This is a genomic window from Streptomyces sp. NPDC047117 (assembly GCF_040643545.1).
Classification (GTDB): domain Bacteria; phylum Actinomycetota; class Actinomycetes; order Streptomycetales; family Streptomycetaceae; genus Streptomyces.
On the sequence record NZ_JBEYUN010000005.1, the window covers coordinates 410,673 to 427,019 of the forward strand.

Annotated in this window: 15 protein-coding genes, 1 tRNA gene and 1 pseudogene; 2 read left to right on the top strand and 15 right to left on the bottom strand. The window is 72.0% G+C overall.

Annotation, left to right across the window (positions count from 1 at the left end; translation table 11 throughout):
* Positions 1–170: 170 nt before the first annotated feature.
* Positions 171–1,547 (top strand): glycosyltransferase 87 family protein, encoded by a 1,377-nt coding sequence (locus tag ABZ840_RS12495; RefSeq protein WP_361557769.1) that lies wholly within the window; start codon positions 171–173, stop codon positions 1,545–1,547.
* On the opposite strand, the pseudogene phsA reads toward ABZ840_RS12495, so the two are convergent.
* The 10 genes and pseudogenes from phsA to ABZ840_RS12545 all read right to left on the bottom strand — a co-directional run.
* Positions 1,513–3,249: pseudogene (gene phsA / locus ABZ840_RS12500) on the bottom strand (O-aminophenol oxidase PhsA); the annotation flags it as partial. The gene ABZ840_RS12495 and the pseudogene phsA sit on opposite strands and share 35 nt — an antisense overlap.
* A gap of 316 nt (positions 3,250–3,565) precedes the next feature.
* Entirely contained in the window at positions 3,566–3,799 is a 234-nt protein-coding gene (locus tag ABZ840_RS12505) for a hypothetical protein (RefSeq protein ID WP_361557572.1), read from the bottom strand.
* A gap of 3 nt (positions 3,800–3,802) precedes the next feature.
* The gene (locus ABZ840_RS12510) at positions 3,803–3,961 is read right to left on the bottom strand and encodes a hypothetical protein (RefSeq protein WP_103834116.1); all 159 of its coding nucleotides are present in this window, start codon (positions 3,959–3,961) and stop codon (positions 3,803–3,805) included.
* Positions 3,962–4,217: 256 nt separating this feature from the next.
* Positions 4,218–4,290 (bottom strand) — tRNA-Ala (locus tag ABZ840_RS12515).
* Positions 4,291–4,437: 147 nt separating this feature from the next.
* Positions 4,438–5,091, bottom strand: a complete 654-nt coding sequence (locus ABZ840_RS12520; protein ID WP_361557772.1) for a histidine phosphatase family protein — start codon at positions 5,089–5,091, stop codon at positions 4,438–4,440.
* Complete coding sequence (rsfS, locus tag ABZ840_RS12525; protein WP_361557576.1) at positions 5,088–5,522, bottom strand: ribosome silencing factor; 435 nt, start codon at positions 5,520–5,522, stop codon at positions 5,088–5,090. Before rsfS ends, ABZ840_RS12520 begins: the two co-directional genes overlap by 4 nt.
* A gap of 224 nt (positions 5,523–5,746) precedes the next feature.
* On the bottom strand, positions 5,747–7,567 hold the full coding sequence (locus ABZ840_RS12530; RefSeq protein ID WP_361557579.1) for a LytR C-terminal domain-containing protein: 1,821 nt from the start codon (positions 7,565–7,567) through the stop codon (positions 5,747–5,749).
* 38 nt (positions 7,568–7,605) lie between these two features.
* Entirely contained in the window at positions 7,606–8,229 is a 624-nt protein-coding gene (gene nadD / locus ABZ840_RS12535) for a nicotinate-nucleotide adenylyltransferase (protein ID WP_361557582.1), read from the bottom strand.
* A 50-nt stretch (positions 8,230–8,279) separates the two neighbouring features.
* Positions 8,280–8,444 (bottom strand): hypothetical protein, encoded by a 165-nt coding sequence (locus ABZ840_RS12540; protein WP_361557585.1) that lies wholly within the window; start codon positions 8,442–8,444, stop codon positions 8,280–8,282.
* A gap of 220 nt (positions 8,445–8,664) precedes the next feature.
* A complete protein-coding gene (locus ABZ840_RS12545; protein WP_361557588.1) occupies positions 8,665–8,814 on the bottom strand; it encodes a hypothetical protein in 150 nt (49 codons plus the stop codon).
* 247 nt (positions 8,815–9,061) lie between these two features.
* On the opposite strand from ABZ840_RS12545, the gene ABZ840_RS12550 reads away from it, so the two are divergent.
* Positions 9,062–10,153: a M48 family metallopeptidase gene (locus ABZ840_RS12550; protein ID WP_361557591.1), complete on the top strand. Its 1,092-nt coding sequence runs from the start codon at positions 9,062–9,064 to the stop codon at positions 10,151–10,153.
* Positions 10,154–10,289: 136 nt separating this feature from the next.
* Here the strand turns inward: ABZ840_RS12550 and ABZ840_RS12555 are convergent, their stop codons facing one another.
* The 5 genes from ABZ840_RS12555 to proB all read right to left on the bottom strand — a co-directional run bounded on the left by ABZ840_RS12555 (position 10,290) and on the right by proB (position 15,956).
* Positions 10,290–11,549: a hypothetical protein gene (locus ABZ840_RS12555; RefSeq protein WP_361557594.1), complete on the bottom strand. Its 1,260-nt coding sequence runs from the start codon at positions 11,547–11,549 to the stop codon at positions 10,290–10,292.
* Positions 11,550–11,655: 106 nt separating this feature from the next.
* Complete coding sequence (locus ABZ840_RS12560; protein ID WP_361557597.1) at positions 11,656–12,333, bottom strand: hypothetical protein; 678 nt, start codon at positions 12,331–12,333, stop codon at positions 11,656–11,658.
* Between the two features lie 151 nt (positions 12,334–12,484).
* Positions 12,485–13,762: a glutamate-5-semialdehyde dehydrogenase gene (locus tag ABZ840_RS12565; RefSeq protein ID WP_361557599.1), complete on the bottom strand. Its 1,278-nt coding sequence runs from the start codon at positions 13,760–13,762 to the stop codon at positions 12,485–12,487.
* Between the two features lie 343 nt (positions 13,763–14,105).
* Entirely contained in the window at positions 14,106–14,615 is a 510-nt protein-coding gene (locus ABZ840_RS12570) for a hypothetical protein (protein WP_361557602.1), read from the bottom strand.
* Positions 14,616–14,858: 243 nt separating this feature from the next.
* Complete coding sequence (gene proB / locus ABZ840_RS12575; RefSeq protein WP_361557775.1) at positions 14,859–15,956, bottom strand: glutamate 5-kinase; 1,098 nt, start codon at positions 15,954–15,956, stop codon at positions 14,859–14,861.
* Positions 15,957–16,347 lie beyond the last annotated feature (391 nt).

Below are 16,347 nucleotides of genomic sequence, written 5' to 3' on the forward strand. Positions count from 1 at the left end.
GTCCCCCTGAGGGCCGACGCGGGCACCCGGTGAGGCGGTCGGCAGCGGTACTGTCGATCGTCAGTGCTCGAAAGAAACCGGGGGCCTGGAACGTGACCGCGCCGAAGCTCGACCAGTCCGCCGGACTCCGCGGCCCGTCCTCTCCTCCGGGCGCGCGCCGCCGCGTCCTGGTGGCCGCCCTGGCCTGCGCGCTCTCCTTCACGGTCTTCTGGATCGTCCAGCGGCTGGCCGGCGTGACCATGCTGGACCTGATGGTCTACCGCGCCGAGGGCTGGACCGCCCGCACAGGCGGCGACCTCTACGACATGCTCGCCACCTCCGCGCGGCTGCCCAACACCTATCCCCCCTTCGCCGCCCTGCTCTTCATGCCGCTGACCGTCCTCGGCGTACCGGAGATGCGCACGCTCGCCACCCTCGGCAACCTCCTGCTCCTGGTCGCCGTGGTGCACCTCACCCTGCGGCTGACCGGCCTGCCCTCGGCCACCCCCGGGTCCCGCGCCCCGCGCGCCCGGCAGGCCACCCTGACGCTCGCGCTCTCCGCGCTGCTGGTGTGGTGCGAGCCCGTGTGGACCACGCTGCGCTATGGGCAGATCAACCTCCTCCTCGCCGTGCTCGTGCTCTGGGACGTCACCCGCCGGGACACCAGCCGCTGGGCAGGCATCGGCATCGGCATCGCGGCCGGGATCAAGCTCACCCCGGCCCTCTTCGCCGTATGGCTCGCGCTGGCCGGGCTGCTGCGCGCCCGTCAGCTGCGCCGCCCCGGCCAGGGACTGCGCGGCACGTGGAACCCCTGGCTGCGTCAGGCCTGCATCGCCGTCCTGGCCTTCCTCGGCACCGTCCTCCTCTCCGCCCTGGCTCTCCCCCGCGACTCGGCCCGCTTCTGGACCGAGATCGTCTTCGCCTCCGACCGGCCGGGCGATGTGGAGATCACCGCGAACCAGTCGCTGCGCGGCGTCCTCGCCCGGCTGCTGCACACCCCCGACACCGGCCTGTGGTGGCCGGCCGCGGCGGCCGCGGCGGCGATCGCGGGGCTGGCATTCGCCACCACCGCCCTGCTGCGCGGAGAGCGCGCCTGGGCGGCCGTGGTCTGCGCCACCACCGCGCTGCTGGTCAGTCCGGTCTCCTGGTCGCACCACTGGGTGTGGGCCGTACCGATGCTGATCCTGCTCGGCACCGAGGCCGTGCGCCGCGGCGGCCGGGCCACCCGGGCGGGCCGCCGGCTCTGGGCCGCGACCGGGGCACTCGGGCTGCTCTTCGCCTCCTTCGCTCTGTGGTGGGTGCCGCACCGGCCCCACACCCACGCGGAACTGCACCAGAACGGCGGCCAGATGCTGCTCTCGGGCGTCTACCCGATCGCGGGCGTCGCGCTTCTGCTGCTGACCGCCGTCCTCCTGCGCCGGACCGGCGCGTCCCGGGTCAGTGACCCCCGTGGTCGTGCCCCCCACCCGGCTGGTGGTGATGGAACACCAGCACCTCCGGAGGCATCACCACGAACGGACGCATCATCCCCATGTCCTCGTGTTCCAGCAGATGGCAGTGGTACATGAAGCGGCCCTTGGCGCCGTGGAAGCGGCCGATCACATTCACCATCTGGCCCGGCGGCACCTGTATGACGTCCTTCCAGCCCTGATCGCCCGGGGCCACCGGGACCTGGCCCCCGTACTCCAGCGGGCTGCGGGTACCTCCCAGCGCGTTGTCGTACGGGCTGTCCGGCACCGCCGGATACCGGTCGCGGCCGAGCACCTGGAAGTCGATCAGGTGGAGGTGCATCGGGTGCGTACCGGCGCCGCCCAGGTTCAGGAAGCTCCACTGCTCCCAGTCGTCGTACCGGACCATGAACCCGAGGGCGTCGTCGAACATGCGGGCGCCGCGCTGGTACGTACGCGTCGTGCCGTCGGGCCGCTTGATCTGGATGATGCCCTCGGACGGGATGGTCACGTGGCCGGGGTCGACCTCGTGCATCTCCCACATTTCCGGGTGGCCGTTGCCGATCGGGCCCGGCGGGGTGAGGGCTATCAGGCGGTGCTCGTGCTTCGGCGCGTTGTCATGGGTGATCCGCTCGAAGGTCGGCGAGATCACCGCGGGCAGTACGAAGGAATCGGTCACCTTCTTCGAACCGACCCGGAACTGCATCACCTGGGGGTACTTCACGCCCGGCGCGGCGTTGACCAGCCGCAGCCGCCGGCCGCGCAGCCGGCCGAAGTCGATCAGCAGGTCCATCCGCTCGGCGGAGGCCACCGACAGCGTCCCGTCCACGGGCAGCGGGCGCGGCAACAGCCCGCCGTCCGAACCGATCTGGTGCACCGCGCCGGTGACCGGGCGGCCCGTCTCCTCGTCGATCAGCTGGAGGATGTACGTCCGGGCGTTGGAGGCGTTGAGCAGCCGGAAGCGGTACCAGCGTGCGTCGACGTCCAGGTGGGGCCAGACCGTGCCGTTCACGAGCGTGTAGGGGCCCGAGAACGGGATGGTGATGTTCTTTCCCTGGTTGTCCTTGCCGACGATCAGGGTCTTGTGGAGCAGCCTGCCGGTCAGCCGGCCCTCCTCGTCCGTGTCGAGGTTGCGGTCCTGGATGACCAGCGGGATCTCGCGCTCGCCGGACGGGAGGTGCAGCGCGTCCTCCTCGTCGTCCCGCAGGAGGTACATCCCGGCCAGGCCGGAGAAGACGTTCCAGCGGGTGATGTCCATGGCGTGGTCGTGGTACCACCAGGTCGTCGCCCGGTGGTCGTTCGGATACTCGGAGAGCTGGGCGTCGCCGGGCGATACGGCGTTCTCCGACCAGCCGTCGTTGCCGCCGCCGGTCACCGCGCCGTGCAGGTGCGTGACGACCCACGGCGGGAGTTCGGCCACGCCGGGCACCGGGGCGGTCCCACCGCGCCCCGGCTCGTCCAGCGGCGCGGGCACCTCCGGCGTCGCCGCCACCTCCACCGCGGTCACCGGGAAGGCGCCCGTGAGGCGGTTCGTCCAGGACACCCGGAGCCGCCGGCCGCGGCGGATGTCGATGGTCGGGCCCGGGTAATGCCCCTCGTACGCCCACACCTTGGTGGGCGGGAGCTGGGATTGCAGCCGCACCCAGCTGGTCTTCTGCTCGATGGTGATGCCGCGCAGGGCTTCCGCGCGGCCCGGCTTGATGACGGGCGGAACGCGCAATGCGTCGGCGAATGGCGTGAGTCCCGCCGCCGTCGCCCGCCCGTCGTCCCGCTCCGCGATGGTCCCCGTCTGCGGTGCGGCCCCCACAACTGTGTCGGTCACTTGCGACCCCCGTCGCTTCCCCCTTGCCGCCGGACGTTTCGCGGCGGCAGTTCTGATTCCTACAACGCCTCACGGTACGGCCGGAGTTCCACCCTCAACGTGAATTTTCCGGCCAATCGCCCTCAGTAGGCACATAGAGGAGCGGACCGGTCCGGTCCATGGCGTGGGAGCTGAAAATACCTCAGGGCGCTTGTTATGCGCCGAAGTTGTGGAGAAACGGTCATGCAGGGGTGACGGGGGCGCTGCGAGCGCGGTGGTGCGCCGGGAAAGCGGGCTCGGGCGACAGGGCCTCAGGAGCCGAACTCTCGCGTGTGCCTCAGGCGGTGGCGAAGGAGTAGAACCGCTTCAGCGTGCAGTGCTCGTCGAGCAGGCGGCCGTAGATGGGCTCGCCGTCCAGCTCACGGTAGGTCTCGATGGGGTCGCCCTTGATGACCAGTGCCCGGGCGCATTCCTCGCACCAGTACTGGAAGTCGGGGTTCGGCGGCTCCATGTCACGCACGATGGGCGTACCGCTGGCGCACCAGTCGCACTTCCGGCTGTGTGCCCCCATCAGTCAGCTCCAGCTGTGGCCGCAGGCCGTACAGACGAACGAGATCCCACCGTTGTCGCCCAGCATCTGCGCCACGTGCGGCGAGCCGCAGGAAGGGCATTGCAGCGCGGAGGTGGCAACGCCGAGCAGGTCACGGACCTCCTCGATGATGCTCGTGGGCATCGCGTTCTCTCCTCCCCTGCCGGCGCCGTCCGATTCTGCCACGGACCGCCGACCAGGTCAGGCCCGCAGCCTCGCCGGTTCGGACGCGCTTCCCGCTGTCGCCGCGCAGTTACGCACAAGCCATTGCGCGGGCGCTCACCACGGCGCGCACGGCGAGGAACGCGCCCTCGAAGCCCGGAAACAGCAGTGATCCCGCCTCCTGGCGAGGCGGAGAATCGCTCTCCGTCTCCGCCAGAGGGCGGGATCATCCGGGTTGTGGAGCTAAGGAGAATTGAACTCCTGACCTCCTGCATGCCATGCAGGCGCTCTACCAACTGAGCTATAGCCCCGGGTCTTGTTCCGCTCCTCCGGGGTTTTCCCCGGCGGCGCCGCGAACAAGAAGAACTTTAGCCTGCGACCTGCCCAGATGTGAAATCCGGGTCCGGCCGGCCGCCGAACGGCCCCCGGAGAGCCGCCGCCGACCGGTCCGCCGGGCGTCAGTCGTCGTCGCCCAGCACCGGCTCGGGAAGGGTGCCGGCGTTGTGCTCCAGCAGGCGCCAGCCGCGCGCCCCCTCGCCCAGGACGGACCAGCAGCAGTTCGACAGGCCGCCCAGGCCCTCCCAGTGGTGCGGCTCCAGGCCCAGCAGCCGGCCGATCGTCGTACGGATCGTGCCGCCGTGGCTCACCACGACCAGAGTGCCGTCGTCGGGCAGCTTGTCCGCCGCCAGCCGCACGAGCGGCGCCGCGCGGTCCGCGACCTCGGTCTCCAGCTCGCCGCCACCACGGCGCACCGGCTCGCCGCGCTTCCAGGCGGCGTACTGCTCGCCGTACGCGGCCATGATCTCTTCGTGCGTCAGGCCCTGCCAGGCACCCGCGTACGTCTCGCGCAGCGCCTCGTCGTGCGTCACGTCCAGCCGCGTGACCTCCGACAGCTCGGCGGCGGTCCGCCGCGCCCGCTTGAGGTCGGAAGCGATGATCGCGTCCGGCTTCAGCGCGGCGAGCAGCCGAGCGGCGCGGCGCGCCTGCTCGACGCCCGCCTCGGTGAGCTCGATGTCCGTGGTGCCCTGGAAGCGCCGCTCCAGGTTCCATGCCGTCTGGCCGTGCCGCCACAGGACGATCTTGCGGCCACGGCCCCCCTTCGTGCCGTTCAGCGCAGCTCTCCGTCCTGCTCGGCGGCGGTCTCCTCGGCGTGCTCCGCGGCCTTGCCACGGGTCGCCTTGGCGTCCTCCGGAAGCTCCAGCTCGGGGCAGTCCTTCCACAGGCGCTCCAGGGCGTAGAACACACGCTCCTCGCTGTGCTGGACATGGACGACGATGTCGACGTAGTCCAGGAGCACCCAGCGGGCCTCGCGGTCGCCCTCGCGGCGCACCGGCTTGGCGCCCAGGTCCTTGTTCAGCCGCTCCTCGATCTCGTCGACGATCGACTTGACCTGGCGGTCGTTGGGCGCCGAGGCCAGCAGGAAGGCGTCGGTGATCGAGAGGACGTCGCTGACGTCGTACGCGATGATGTCGTGCGCGAGCTTGTCGGCGGCCGCCTGCGCGGCGGCGTTGATGAGCTCGATGGAGCGGTCCGTGGCGGTCACAAGCCAAACTTCCGGGTCGGTGGCGGTGCTGCCCCGGCCCCGTCCGCGGGAAGGCCCGCCGACCGCAGCCGAGTCAGCGGTCAAGTACCCCTCAAGGGTCTCACGGACCGCTGACACCCCGGCGAGCTTGTGGACAAGCGGCAATCGCCGCTGGTCAGGCCGTGAAGGGGAGAAACGCGGCGGAGCGGGGGCCGCTGTCGTGGCCGGCCCCCGCCCCGCGTCGCTCACCCCTTGTAGTCGCTCCCCAGCAGCACCGTGATGTCGGCGTTCGAGGCGACCTTGCCCTTCTTCACCGCGTTCGCCGACAGGCCCAGCGTCTTCGCGACCTCCTCGGCGCGCGGCTTGTACGCCTCGTCCGCGTACGTCACCCGGGACGCCGACAGGGAGCCCGCGGCGGTGCCGCCGTCCACGAAGGAGTACCCGCCGTTGACCAGCGCGGCCTGTGCCTGTCCGACCGCCTTCTGACTGCCCGAGGCGTTCCGGACGCCGACCCTGGCGGTCGCGCTCGGGTCGGTCTTCTTCACCTTGCCGCCCAGGACGTCCTTGACCACGTCGGAGGCGGTCCCCGCGCTGAGCGTGCCGTCCTGCTGCACGGGCAGCACGGTCGTCCGGTACGCACCGGTCTTGGCGAGCTCGGCGCGCTGCGCGAGGGAGCTGCCGAGCTGGCCCACGGTGAGCGGCGGATCCAGGACCTGCATGAGGGCCTTCACGGTGGCGGTCGCACCGTCCGCGTCGCTGGACATCCGCTTCAGGGTGGCCTGCATCACCTGCCCGAAGCGCGCCAGCTGCTTGGTCTGCAGCTCGCCCGGGCCCCGGTAGGTGGCGTACGCGACGGCCGCCTGGCCGTTCATGACGCGCCCCTTCCCCGCCTTGACCAGCGGGTCGTCGCCCTTCTTGGCGCCGGGCACGGTGGCGTCGGCGTCCACGGTGATGCCGCCGACCGTCTCGACGAGGTTCTCCAGGTACGGCGTGTCCAGCCGCCAGCTCGCCTTGATGTCGGCGCCCAGCAGCGTGTTCAGGGAGTCGCGCGTCGGGTCGGTGCCGGCGTCCTGCACGGACTTGCCGAGGGTGGTGGCCTGGCCGTCGTCCCCGGTGATCGCGAGGCTGTTGGGGAGCAGGACGGTCGTGCCCTTGTGCGTGGTCTCGTTCTCGACTAGCAGCGCCGTGGAGCTCTCGTCGCTGCCGGTCTGCCGGAGGTGGACCAGCAGCACGTCACGCTTCTGGCCCGCGGCGGCGGCCGCGTCCCCGGTGGCGGCGCCGCCTAGGCCCGGGAGCTTGCCGGCCCACCACAGGTAGCCGACGCCGCCCGCGGCCAGCAGGACGAGGACGACGGTCAGCGCGATGATGCGGCTGCGGCCGCGGCGCTTGGCCTCCTCGCGCCGCTCGGTGCGGCTCTCGGTGAACTTCAGCCAGTCGATGACGTCTTCGGAGTCCTCGTCCTGCTCCTCGATGAACGAGAACTGCTCGGTGCGGTACTCCTCGCCGGACGGGCGGTCCGTGCCGTCGGTGAAGCTGCCGGCGCCGCCCGGCCGGGCCTGCGCCGCCCCCGAAGGGGCCGTCTCGTGCGCGGGCCGGCCACCGGACGGGGCCTGCGCCTCGTACGGAGACTGCGCCTCGTACGGGGCCTGCGGCTCGTACGAGGGCTGCGCTTCGTGGGGCTGCGGCTGGACGTACTCCTGCTGCCCGTACTGCGGCTGCTGCGGGACCCAGCTCTGCTGCTGGGTCTGCTGGGCCTGCTGTACGGGCTGCTGGTAGCCGCCGTACGGGTCGTAGCCCTGGCCGTGCCCCTGGTCGTAACCGCCCTGTTCGTAGCCGCTCTGGCCGTAGCCCTGGCCCCGGCCGCCGTACGGCTGCTCGTAACCCTGGCCCTGCTGGTGCCCGTACGGCGTGCCGTAGGGGTCGTACTGGTTCGGCGTCTCCTGGTACACCGGCTGCCCATAGGCGTCGTAGGCGTACCCGGGCCCGTTCTGCTGGTCCTGGCCCCCTTCGTAGGGGTCCTGGGCGTACGGGTCCCGTGGCGCGTACGGATCCTGTCGGTCGTTCACCGGTGCCCTCTTTCCGTCGGCCCCGTCGGCGGTCGTCGTCAGCGGTCGTCGTCGCGGTCGTCCCGGTAGAGACGGCGCTTGTCGATGTAGCGCACCACGCCGTCCGGCACCAGGTACCAGACCGGCTCACCCTGGGCGACGCGCGCCCGGCAGTCGGTCGAGGAGATGGCCAGGGCCGGCACCTCGACCAGGGAGACCCCGCCCTCGGGCAGGCCGGGGTCGGCCAGTACGTGGCCGGGCCTGGTCACCCCGATGAAGTGCGCGAGCGAGAACAGCTCCTCCGCGTCCCGCCAGGTCAGGATCTGGCCGAGCGCGTCGGCGCCGGTGATGAAGAAGAGATCCGCGTCCGTGTGCTCGGTGCGCAGATCCCGGAGGGTGTCGATCGTGTACGTCTTGCCGCCGCGGTCGATGTCGATGCGGCTGACGGAGAACTGGGGGTTGGACGCGGTCGCGATGACCGTCATCAAATACCGGTCCTCGGCCGGGGACACCGCCTTGTGGCTCTTCTGCCACGGCTGTCCCGTCGGTACGAAGATGACCTCATCGAGGTGGAACTGGCTGGCCACCTCGCTGGCGGCGACCAGGTGACCATGGTGGATCGGGTCGAAAGTCCCGCCCATCACTCCGAGCCGCCGCTTCACGGGCCCTGTCTGCTCTCCCATGCGTGCAGACCCTACTGGGCGCCGCTCGCCGAGGGATACGGGTCCCTGCCTCAGCGGTCCCGGTTGAAGCGCGTGGTGATCCACAGCAGGAGCAGCAGCGCGACGAGGGCGCCGCCACCGGTGATCAGGGGGTTGAGGCTGTTGTGGTTGCCGCCGTGCTCGCCGCCCTCGGCGAGGGCGACCAGGACGGAGTGTGCGGTGGTGTGCAGGCTCATCGTCGGCAGAACCAATCCGGGCTGATGCGGGCAGGGACTTCGGTCACATCGTAAGCGCGGGCCGGTCCGGGCCTCACGCCGACTCCGCCGGAACGGCCCACGAGGGGACCTTTCCGGTGGTTTCCGCCCTCGTCGGAGCGCCGTACCGCCTCACCATCCGCCCTCGTCGGAGGGCTTTGCCCGGCACCTCGGGCGGCTCGCCCGGCGCCTCGGGCACGCCTCACTCCTGGTCGCCGCCGTAGCCGCGCAGCAGGAACCAGGCCAGGAAGATCGCGCCGAGCACGCCGAAGATGATCACGGAACGCAGGATCCAGCCCGGTCCGTCGGCGTTGGAGGTCTGTGCGGCGAGCAGCACGCTCGGGTCCACCATGAGGGGTCGCGCTCCTTTGTGGGGGTCTGTGCGGGCTCGTGCGCGGCACGGACCCGGGCCGGTCGTCCGGCCGTCCTCCGCCGCGGTGCGCACGCGTGGCGGCCCCCGGGCATCCGCACGCATGGGCCGTCCCTTGCGGGCATCTGCGGCGATTCGTTCCTCCGCCAGCGTACGCCGGGCATCCAAAGCGCTGTCAGTGGCGTCCTCTACTCTGAAATCACGCAGTCGAATTCAGGGGGAGGCCCCAATGACGGATGGCCCGAACGGCAGCGAACGCGTACCGAGCAGGGACCGCAGGAGGTTCCCGGGGATCTCTTCCCGGGCGTACGAGCACCCCGCGGACCGGTCCGCTCTGGTGGCCCTGCGCAAGCTGAGCGGGTTCGACACCGTCTTCAAGGCACTCAGCGGTCTGCTGCCCGAGCGCAGCCTGCGGCTGATGTATCTCTCGGATTCGGTGCGGGTCAGCGACCAGCAGTTCGCGCACCTCAACGACATGCTGCGGGACGCCTGTTACATCCTGGACCTGGAGAAGGTCCCGCCGATGTACGTCAATCAGGACCCGCAGCCCAACGCCATGTGCATCGGCCTGGACGAGCCGGTGATCGTGCTGACCACGGGGCTCGTCGAGCTGCTCGACGAGGAGGAGATGCGCGCGGTCGTCGGCCACGAGGTCGGGCACGCGCTGTCCGGGCACGCGGTGTACCGGACGATACTGCTGTTCCTGACGAACCTGGCTCTGAAGGTCGCGTGGATCCCGCTGGGCAATGTGGCGATCATGGCGATAGTGACCGGGCTGCGCGAGTGGTTCCGCAAGTCCGAGCTCTCGGCGGACCGGGCGGGCCTGCTGGTCGGCCAGGACCTCCAGGCCTCGATGCGCGGCCTGATGAAGCTCGCGGGCGGCAACCACCTCCACGAGATGAACGTCGACTCCTTCCTCGCCCAGGCGGAGGAGTACGAGCGCGGCGGCGACCTGCGCGACTCCGTGCTGAAGATCCTGAACGTGCTGCCGCGCAGCCACCCGTTCACGACCGTGCGCGCCGCCGAGCTCAAGAAGTGGGCCGCGTCGCGGGACCACCAGCGCATCATGGACGGGCACTACCCGCGCCGCGACGAGGACAAGGACACCTCGGTGTCCGACTCCTTCAAGGAGTCCGCGACGCACTACGCCGACTCGGTGCGCAACAGCAAGGACCCGCTGATGGGCCTGGTGCGGGACATCGCGGGCGGCGCGGGCGACCTGGGCGGAAAGCTGCGGGACACGGTGTTCGGCAGCGGCCGGAGCGGGGGCTCGGGCCGGCAGGGGACCGACGGCCCTGACGCCCCGTCCGACGGCAAGTAGGGCCGGGAGCCGGACGGCGGAAGGCCCGGAGCCGGGCGCCTCCGAGCGGCTCACCGGAAGCCTCCGAGCGGCTCGGAGGCGCCCCGGAGCCACCCGACCACCGCCCCGGCCCGGCCCCCTGTCCGGTCCGGTCCGGCTAGTTCAGCGGGCTGGGTTCGGCGGACGGGGCCATGACGCCGCAGAGCGAGGCGTTGGTGCTGCCGTGGGCGTAGGGATCGGTGCCCTGGGGGCGGCCGTTCCCGGCCCGTTCGCCCGCGAGCAGCGGCCGCAGCGCGCTCTCCGGGCCGGAGTTGCAGGACATCGGCCCCGCCTGGAGGTAGCTCGACTGGACCTCCAGGCGGCGGTCGCGCAGGTCGTCGCGGTCGAAGCGGAAGTGCAGCTCGCGGCGGACGGTGAAGAGTGACGCGCCGTCGGCCCGCCGCTGCGCGAGGGCGTGTGCCGCGCCGTCACCGGGCTTCGCGCTCCCCGCGCGCCGTACGTCGGCGGTGCTCCCCGCGGGCCGCGCGTCGGCGGCCGGTGCCGCCCTTCCCGAACCGGACGGCGCCGTCGCCGTGCCCGAGGCGGCCGGTGCGGTGCTCCCCGGCCCTCCGGTGCCGGCCCGGTCGCCGGGTGGCCGTACCGCGTAGACGAAGGTGTAGTCGGCGGTGACCTCCAGGGCGTTGCCGCCCGCCGCCGGTTCGGCCGCGAGGGTGCCCTCGACCCGTACGCGCGGATCGGCGAGCCGGACGCGCGAGGGGTCGAAGCGCACCAGCCAGCCGGTCGCGGCGTGCCGCCCGTCGTCGGACGGCCGCTCCAGACTCCGGTCGAACTGATCGAGCTGCGAGGTGTCCAGCAGCAGCCGCACGCCCCGCGCGGGCCCGCCGGCCAGCGTGTCCGGGTCCAGCGAGGACCGTACGACGTACTCCTTCGCGGTGGTCAGCGCGGTCATGACCTGGTTCTCGGAGAACTCGCCGGTGCGCCGCACCACGGGAAGGTTGACGCCCTCGGCGCCGGTCCGGAAGCCGGCCGCCGGACTGCGGCCGTACAGGTCACCGGGGCGCCCGCCGGGCACCGTGCCCACGGGCGCGAGCGGAATGACGGTGCTGCGCAGCGGCGGTGCGGGGCTGGGGTTCGGCGCGCGGTACGGATGGCGGACGCCCATGTAGATGGCGGTACCGAAGGCCAGCGCTATCAGCAGGACGAGGATCAGCGCCTGCCGGGAGCCGCCGAAACGCGACCAGGCATGGCGGCTGCGCACCGCGTGTGCGTGGTCCACCATCCGCTCCTGGGCGGAGAACTCCTGCAAGCGCGCAGCGCGTACGAACGATTCGTCGAACACGACGGATCGGTACTCGTCCTCCCCTCCGCCCGGGGCTCCCTCTGGGGTCCCTTCGGGAGGGTCACCTGGCCCGGTCATACAACAAGAGTAGGTCGGCGGCGGCCGAGGTAAACGCCCAGGTGCGCGCCAACTTCCCCGTGCAGGTCAGGCAGGGCGCGCGGACGGCGCGAAAGGGAGCGGCCGGTCAGGGCACGCGCGGCACGGCGGACGCCGACGGCGGGCCGGAGTCGGCGGAGGCCGAGGGCAGTACGACGGGCGGGGCCGGGCCGCCGCGTTCGGCGCTGGAGGCGGGCGCCTGTCCGATGTGCGCGGTGGGCGGTCTGCCGTCGACGCCGGTGGTCGCGGGCGGCGGGGCCGGGGTCTGGGTGCGGCCGGACGCGCCGCGGTACACGGCCGTGAAGGCGAGGACGACCATGCCGATGCCCATCAGGACGGCGAGCGCCCAGGCGATGGGGCGGTGCCAGCGGGCCGTACCGCGGTACGGCCGAAGAGCGCCGCCGTACGGGCCGTAGGGGCTGTAGGGGAGGAATTCCCCGCTCCGCCGCCCGTCCGGCGCCCCTGCGGGCCCTCCAGGGCTTTCTCGGCCCTCCTGGCCGCCGGGCGGGTCACCGGCCGGAAGCGGGCGCCCCCGGCCGGCCTCGGTCTCGGCGCGGGCCTGCGCGGCGGCGACCATCCGCTCGACCGCGGTCGGCTCGTGAATGAGGGCGGACCGGACGAACTCCTCGTCGAAGACCACGGCGGCGAACTCGTCACCCTCGTCCCCGCGGGACGAGCGCGCGTCCGCCTCTCCGTGGTTCCCGTGATGGTGCTCGTCGGGCTCGCCGCCGTCCGGGAACGGCCCGGCCCCCACGTCGTCCGGCACCCGTCCAGATTAGCCGCGGACGGTCAATTTGGGCAGGGAGAAAGGGAATTCGCCTCGATCGGGGAGATCGGGGCGGAAACCGGCCGGGAAACGGGCCGGAACGCGGAACTTCGCCCGCGGCTCGCCGACCGCGGGCGTTCCCGAAGGGGCGTCAGCCGCGTACGTGGCCGTCGCCGGTGACGATGTACTTGGTCGAGGTCAGCTCCGGCAGGCCCATCGGGCCGCGGGCGTGCAGCTTCTGCGTGGAGATGCCGATCTCCGCGCCGAACCCGAACTGGCTGCCGTCGGTGAAGCGGGTCGAGGCGTTGACCGCGACCGTCGTGGAGTCCACCAGCTGGGTGAAGCGGCGGGCCGCTGCCTGCGAGGTGGTGACGATCGCCTCCGTGTGGCCGGAGGACCAGCGCCGGATGTGCGCGACGGCGGCGTCCAGGTCGGGCACCACGGCGGCGGCGATGTCGTACGAGAGGTACTCCGTGGCCCAGTCCTCGTCGGTGGCCGGCGCGACCATCCCGGGCCCGGCCTTCTGCCAGGTCTCGTCGCCGTGCACCATCACGCCCGCCTCCGTGAGCGCGGCCAGCGCGCGCGGCAGGAAGGTGTCCGCGATGCCGGCGTGCACGAGGACGGTCTCGGCGGCGTTGCAGACGCTCGGGCGCTGCGCCTTGCTGTTGATGAGGATCTTGAGCGCCGTCTCGATGTCGGCGTCCTTGTCGACGTACACGTGGCAGTTGCCGGTGCCGGTCTCGATGACCGGGACGGTGGACTCCTCCACGACCGTACGGATGAGCGAGGCGCCGCCGCGCGGGATCAGCACGTCCACCAGGCCGCGGGCGCGCATCAGCTCCTTCACCGACTCCCGGCTCTGGCCAGGCACGAGCTGGACGGCGTCGGCAGGCAGCCCGGCCGACTCCACGGCGTCGCGCAGGACGGCCACGAGGGCGGTGTTCGAGGAGTACGCGGAGGACGAGCCGCGCAGCAGGACGGCGTTGCCGGACTTCAGGCAGAGCGCGGCGGCGTCCACCGTGACGTTCGGGCGGGCCTCGTAGATGATGCCGACGACGCCGAGCGGGACGCGGACCTGGCGCAGGTCCAGGCCGTTCGGGAGGGTCGAGCCGCGGACGACCTCGCCGACCGGGTCGGGCAGCGCCACGACGTGACGCACGTCGGCGGCGATGGCGGCGATCCGCTCCGGGGTGAGCGTGAGCCGGTCCACGATGGCGTCGCTGGTGCCGGCGGCCCGCGCCTTGGCGATGTCCTCCTCGTTGGCGGCGACGATCTCCTCGGTCCTGGCCACCAGCGCGTCGGCGACGGCCAGCAGCGCGCCGTCCCGTGCCGTGCGCGGCAGCGGGGCGAGCACGGCGGCCGCCTCCCTGGCGCGGCGGGCGGTGTCGAGAACGGGCGAGGACTGGGCGGCGTCGGATGCGCTGGTCATGGCCCGCAGCCTAACCGGGGCGCGGGCCCCGGCCATGCCGTATTTCACACTGCGGGACGCCCCGGTCAGCACTCCGGGACGCCCTCGCGAGCGGCCCACAGAGGCGCGGCACACGCACCGCCACAGGCACAGCGCACGCACCGCCAGAAGAGGAGCGCGTACGCCGCACGTAGACGCTGCGCACCCGCCCGCCTACGTGCGCGCCCGTGGGTGACCGTTCTCACCCACGGGCGATGCGCTCTGCTTCAGTACGGGTGAACCCCCACTGCTTCAGTACGAGTGCTCTCCCGCCGCCTCCGTGCGGGTGCACTCCCGCCGCTTCAGTACGGGTGCACCCCGTGCCTCAGTACGGATGCACTCCCACCGGCGACGCCGGTGGCGGGCCGTAACCCTCGGCGATGCGTTGGTGATAGGTCTCGCGGTCGATGACCTCCAGCCCGACGATCTCCCAGGGCGGCAGCTTCGCCGAGGAGCGGTGCTCGCCCCACAGCCGCAGGGCCACCGCCGCCGCGTCGTGCAGGTCCCGGGCCTCCTCCCAGTAGCGGATCTCCGCGTGGTCGTTGGCGTACCTGCTGGTCAGCAGAAAGGGATGGTCGTGGGCCAGCTGCTCCAGAGCCCGCCGGACCTCCTTCAGCGGCGCCTCCGCACCGGAGACGCTGAGGGTGACGTGCCAGAGCCGGGAGGCCTCCCGCTCCCGTGGGAGCGGTGCCTCCTTGAGCCTTCCGCCGGGCTGCGCACGTTCGTCACGCTCCGGCCCGATGGTCTCCTCACCGGTCCGGGTGCTGGTCCCCACGCTGGTCAGCGTCCGCTCCGCCGTCCCTCGGGGCAGCGCCCCTGGGCGCCCTCGTCTCACCGGCGGCCTCCTGTTTGCGTGTCGCTCCGCTCGCGCGTGCGGAGCCGATCGGTGCTGTCTCACATCGGCGTAGCGCGCTGGTACTGCGCCGGAAGCGCCGCTCCCCTTCGGCGTCCCCGCAACAAAGTTGACCAGCCCGCGGCCCGTCGCGGGGGCGTTTTCGAGAAGGTCTCCGTTGAAAGGCTGGTCTTTCGGCCGCTCGGGAGGCTCCTTTCCCGTGCTGTTTCCCTCTCGTGACGGCCGTCAGTGGTGCAGTACGACCAAGTCGTCACGGTGCACGACCTCGCGCTCGTACGCGGGGCCCAGCTCGCGTGCGAGGTCGTGGGTGGACCTGCCGATCAGACGGGGGATCTCGCGTGCGTCGAAATTGACGAGCCCGCGTGCGACGGGCTCTCCCGCCGTGTTCCGCAGCTCGACCGGCTCGCCCGCGCTGAAGCTCCCCTCGACCGCCGCGATGCCGGCCGGCAGCAGCGAGGAGTGCCGCTCGACGATCGCCGCCACGGCCCCGTCGTCCAAGGTCAGCGCGCCGCGCGGGGTCGAGGCGTGGGCCAGCCAGAGCAGCCGGTCGGCGGAGCGCCGCCCGGTCCGCAGGAAGTGGGTGCCGGTCGAGCCGCCGGCCAGCGCCTCGGAGGCGTGCACGGCGGAGGTGAGGACGACCGGGATGCCGGCCGCGGCGGCGATCCGGGCCGCCTCGACCTTGGTGACCATGCCGCCGGTGCCGACGCCCGCCTTGCCGGCGCTGCCGATGGAGATGCCCGCCAGGTCCTCGGGCCCGCTGACCTGCGCTATCCGGGACGTACCGGGGGTCGAGGGATCACCGTCGTACAGGCCGTCGACGTCCGAGAGCAGGACCAGCAGGTCGGCCCGGACCAGGTGGGCGACGAGGGCCGCCAACCGGTCGTTGTCGCCGAACCGGATCTCGTCGGTGGCGACCGTGTCGTTCTCGTTGACGATCGGGACGGCGCCCATGGCCAGCAGCTGGTCGAGGGTGCGGTAGGCGTTCCGGTAGTGGGCGCGGCGGCTGGTGTCGTCGGAGGTCAGCAGGACCTGCCCGACGCGGCGGCCGTAGCGCGCGAAGGAGGCCGTGTACCGGGCGACCAGCAGGCCCTGGCCGACGCTGGCGGCGGCCTGCTGCCGGGCCAGGTCGCGGGGCCGCTTCTCCAGGCCCAGCGGGGCGAGGCCGGCCGCGATCGCACCGGAGGAGACCAGCACTATCTCCTTGTCCTGGTGCTTGGCCAGCACGTCGACGAGCGCGTCCACCCGGTCCGCGTCCAGTCCGCCGGCCGCGGTGGTCAGCGACGACGAGCCGACCTTCACCACGATCCGCCGGGCCTCCGTCACGTCCTGCCGTGCGCCTGCCGCCTGCCGTGCGCCTGTCACCATTACCCCTGTCTCGCTGTCCGTCCGTGCCCGCATCCGGGTGCGGTCCCTTACGGCATATGGATGCCGTGCGGTGTACGGACATGAACGCCCGTACGGGCGAAATCTACGGCAGACGGCCCATCGCCCGCCTGCCCATATCGCCTGCCGGACGGCGCGTGAGCAACGCCGCAGAAGCCTGCGATCATGCGTACGGGCAACCTACGCAAGACGGAAAAGGACCCTCCTTGGTTCCGAGCGAATCGTCCTGATTCGCGGTGATGCGAGCCACAGCAGATTGTCACCGGGGCACGCAAAGTCATACGGTCGGTTGTCGACCTGTCCCGTGCGCCGCCCCCACGGCGCCCCATGT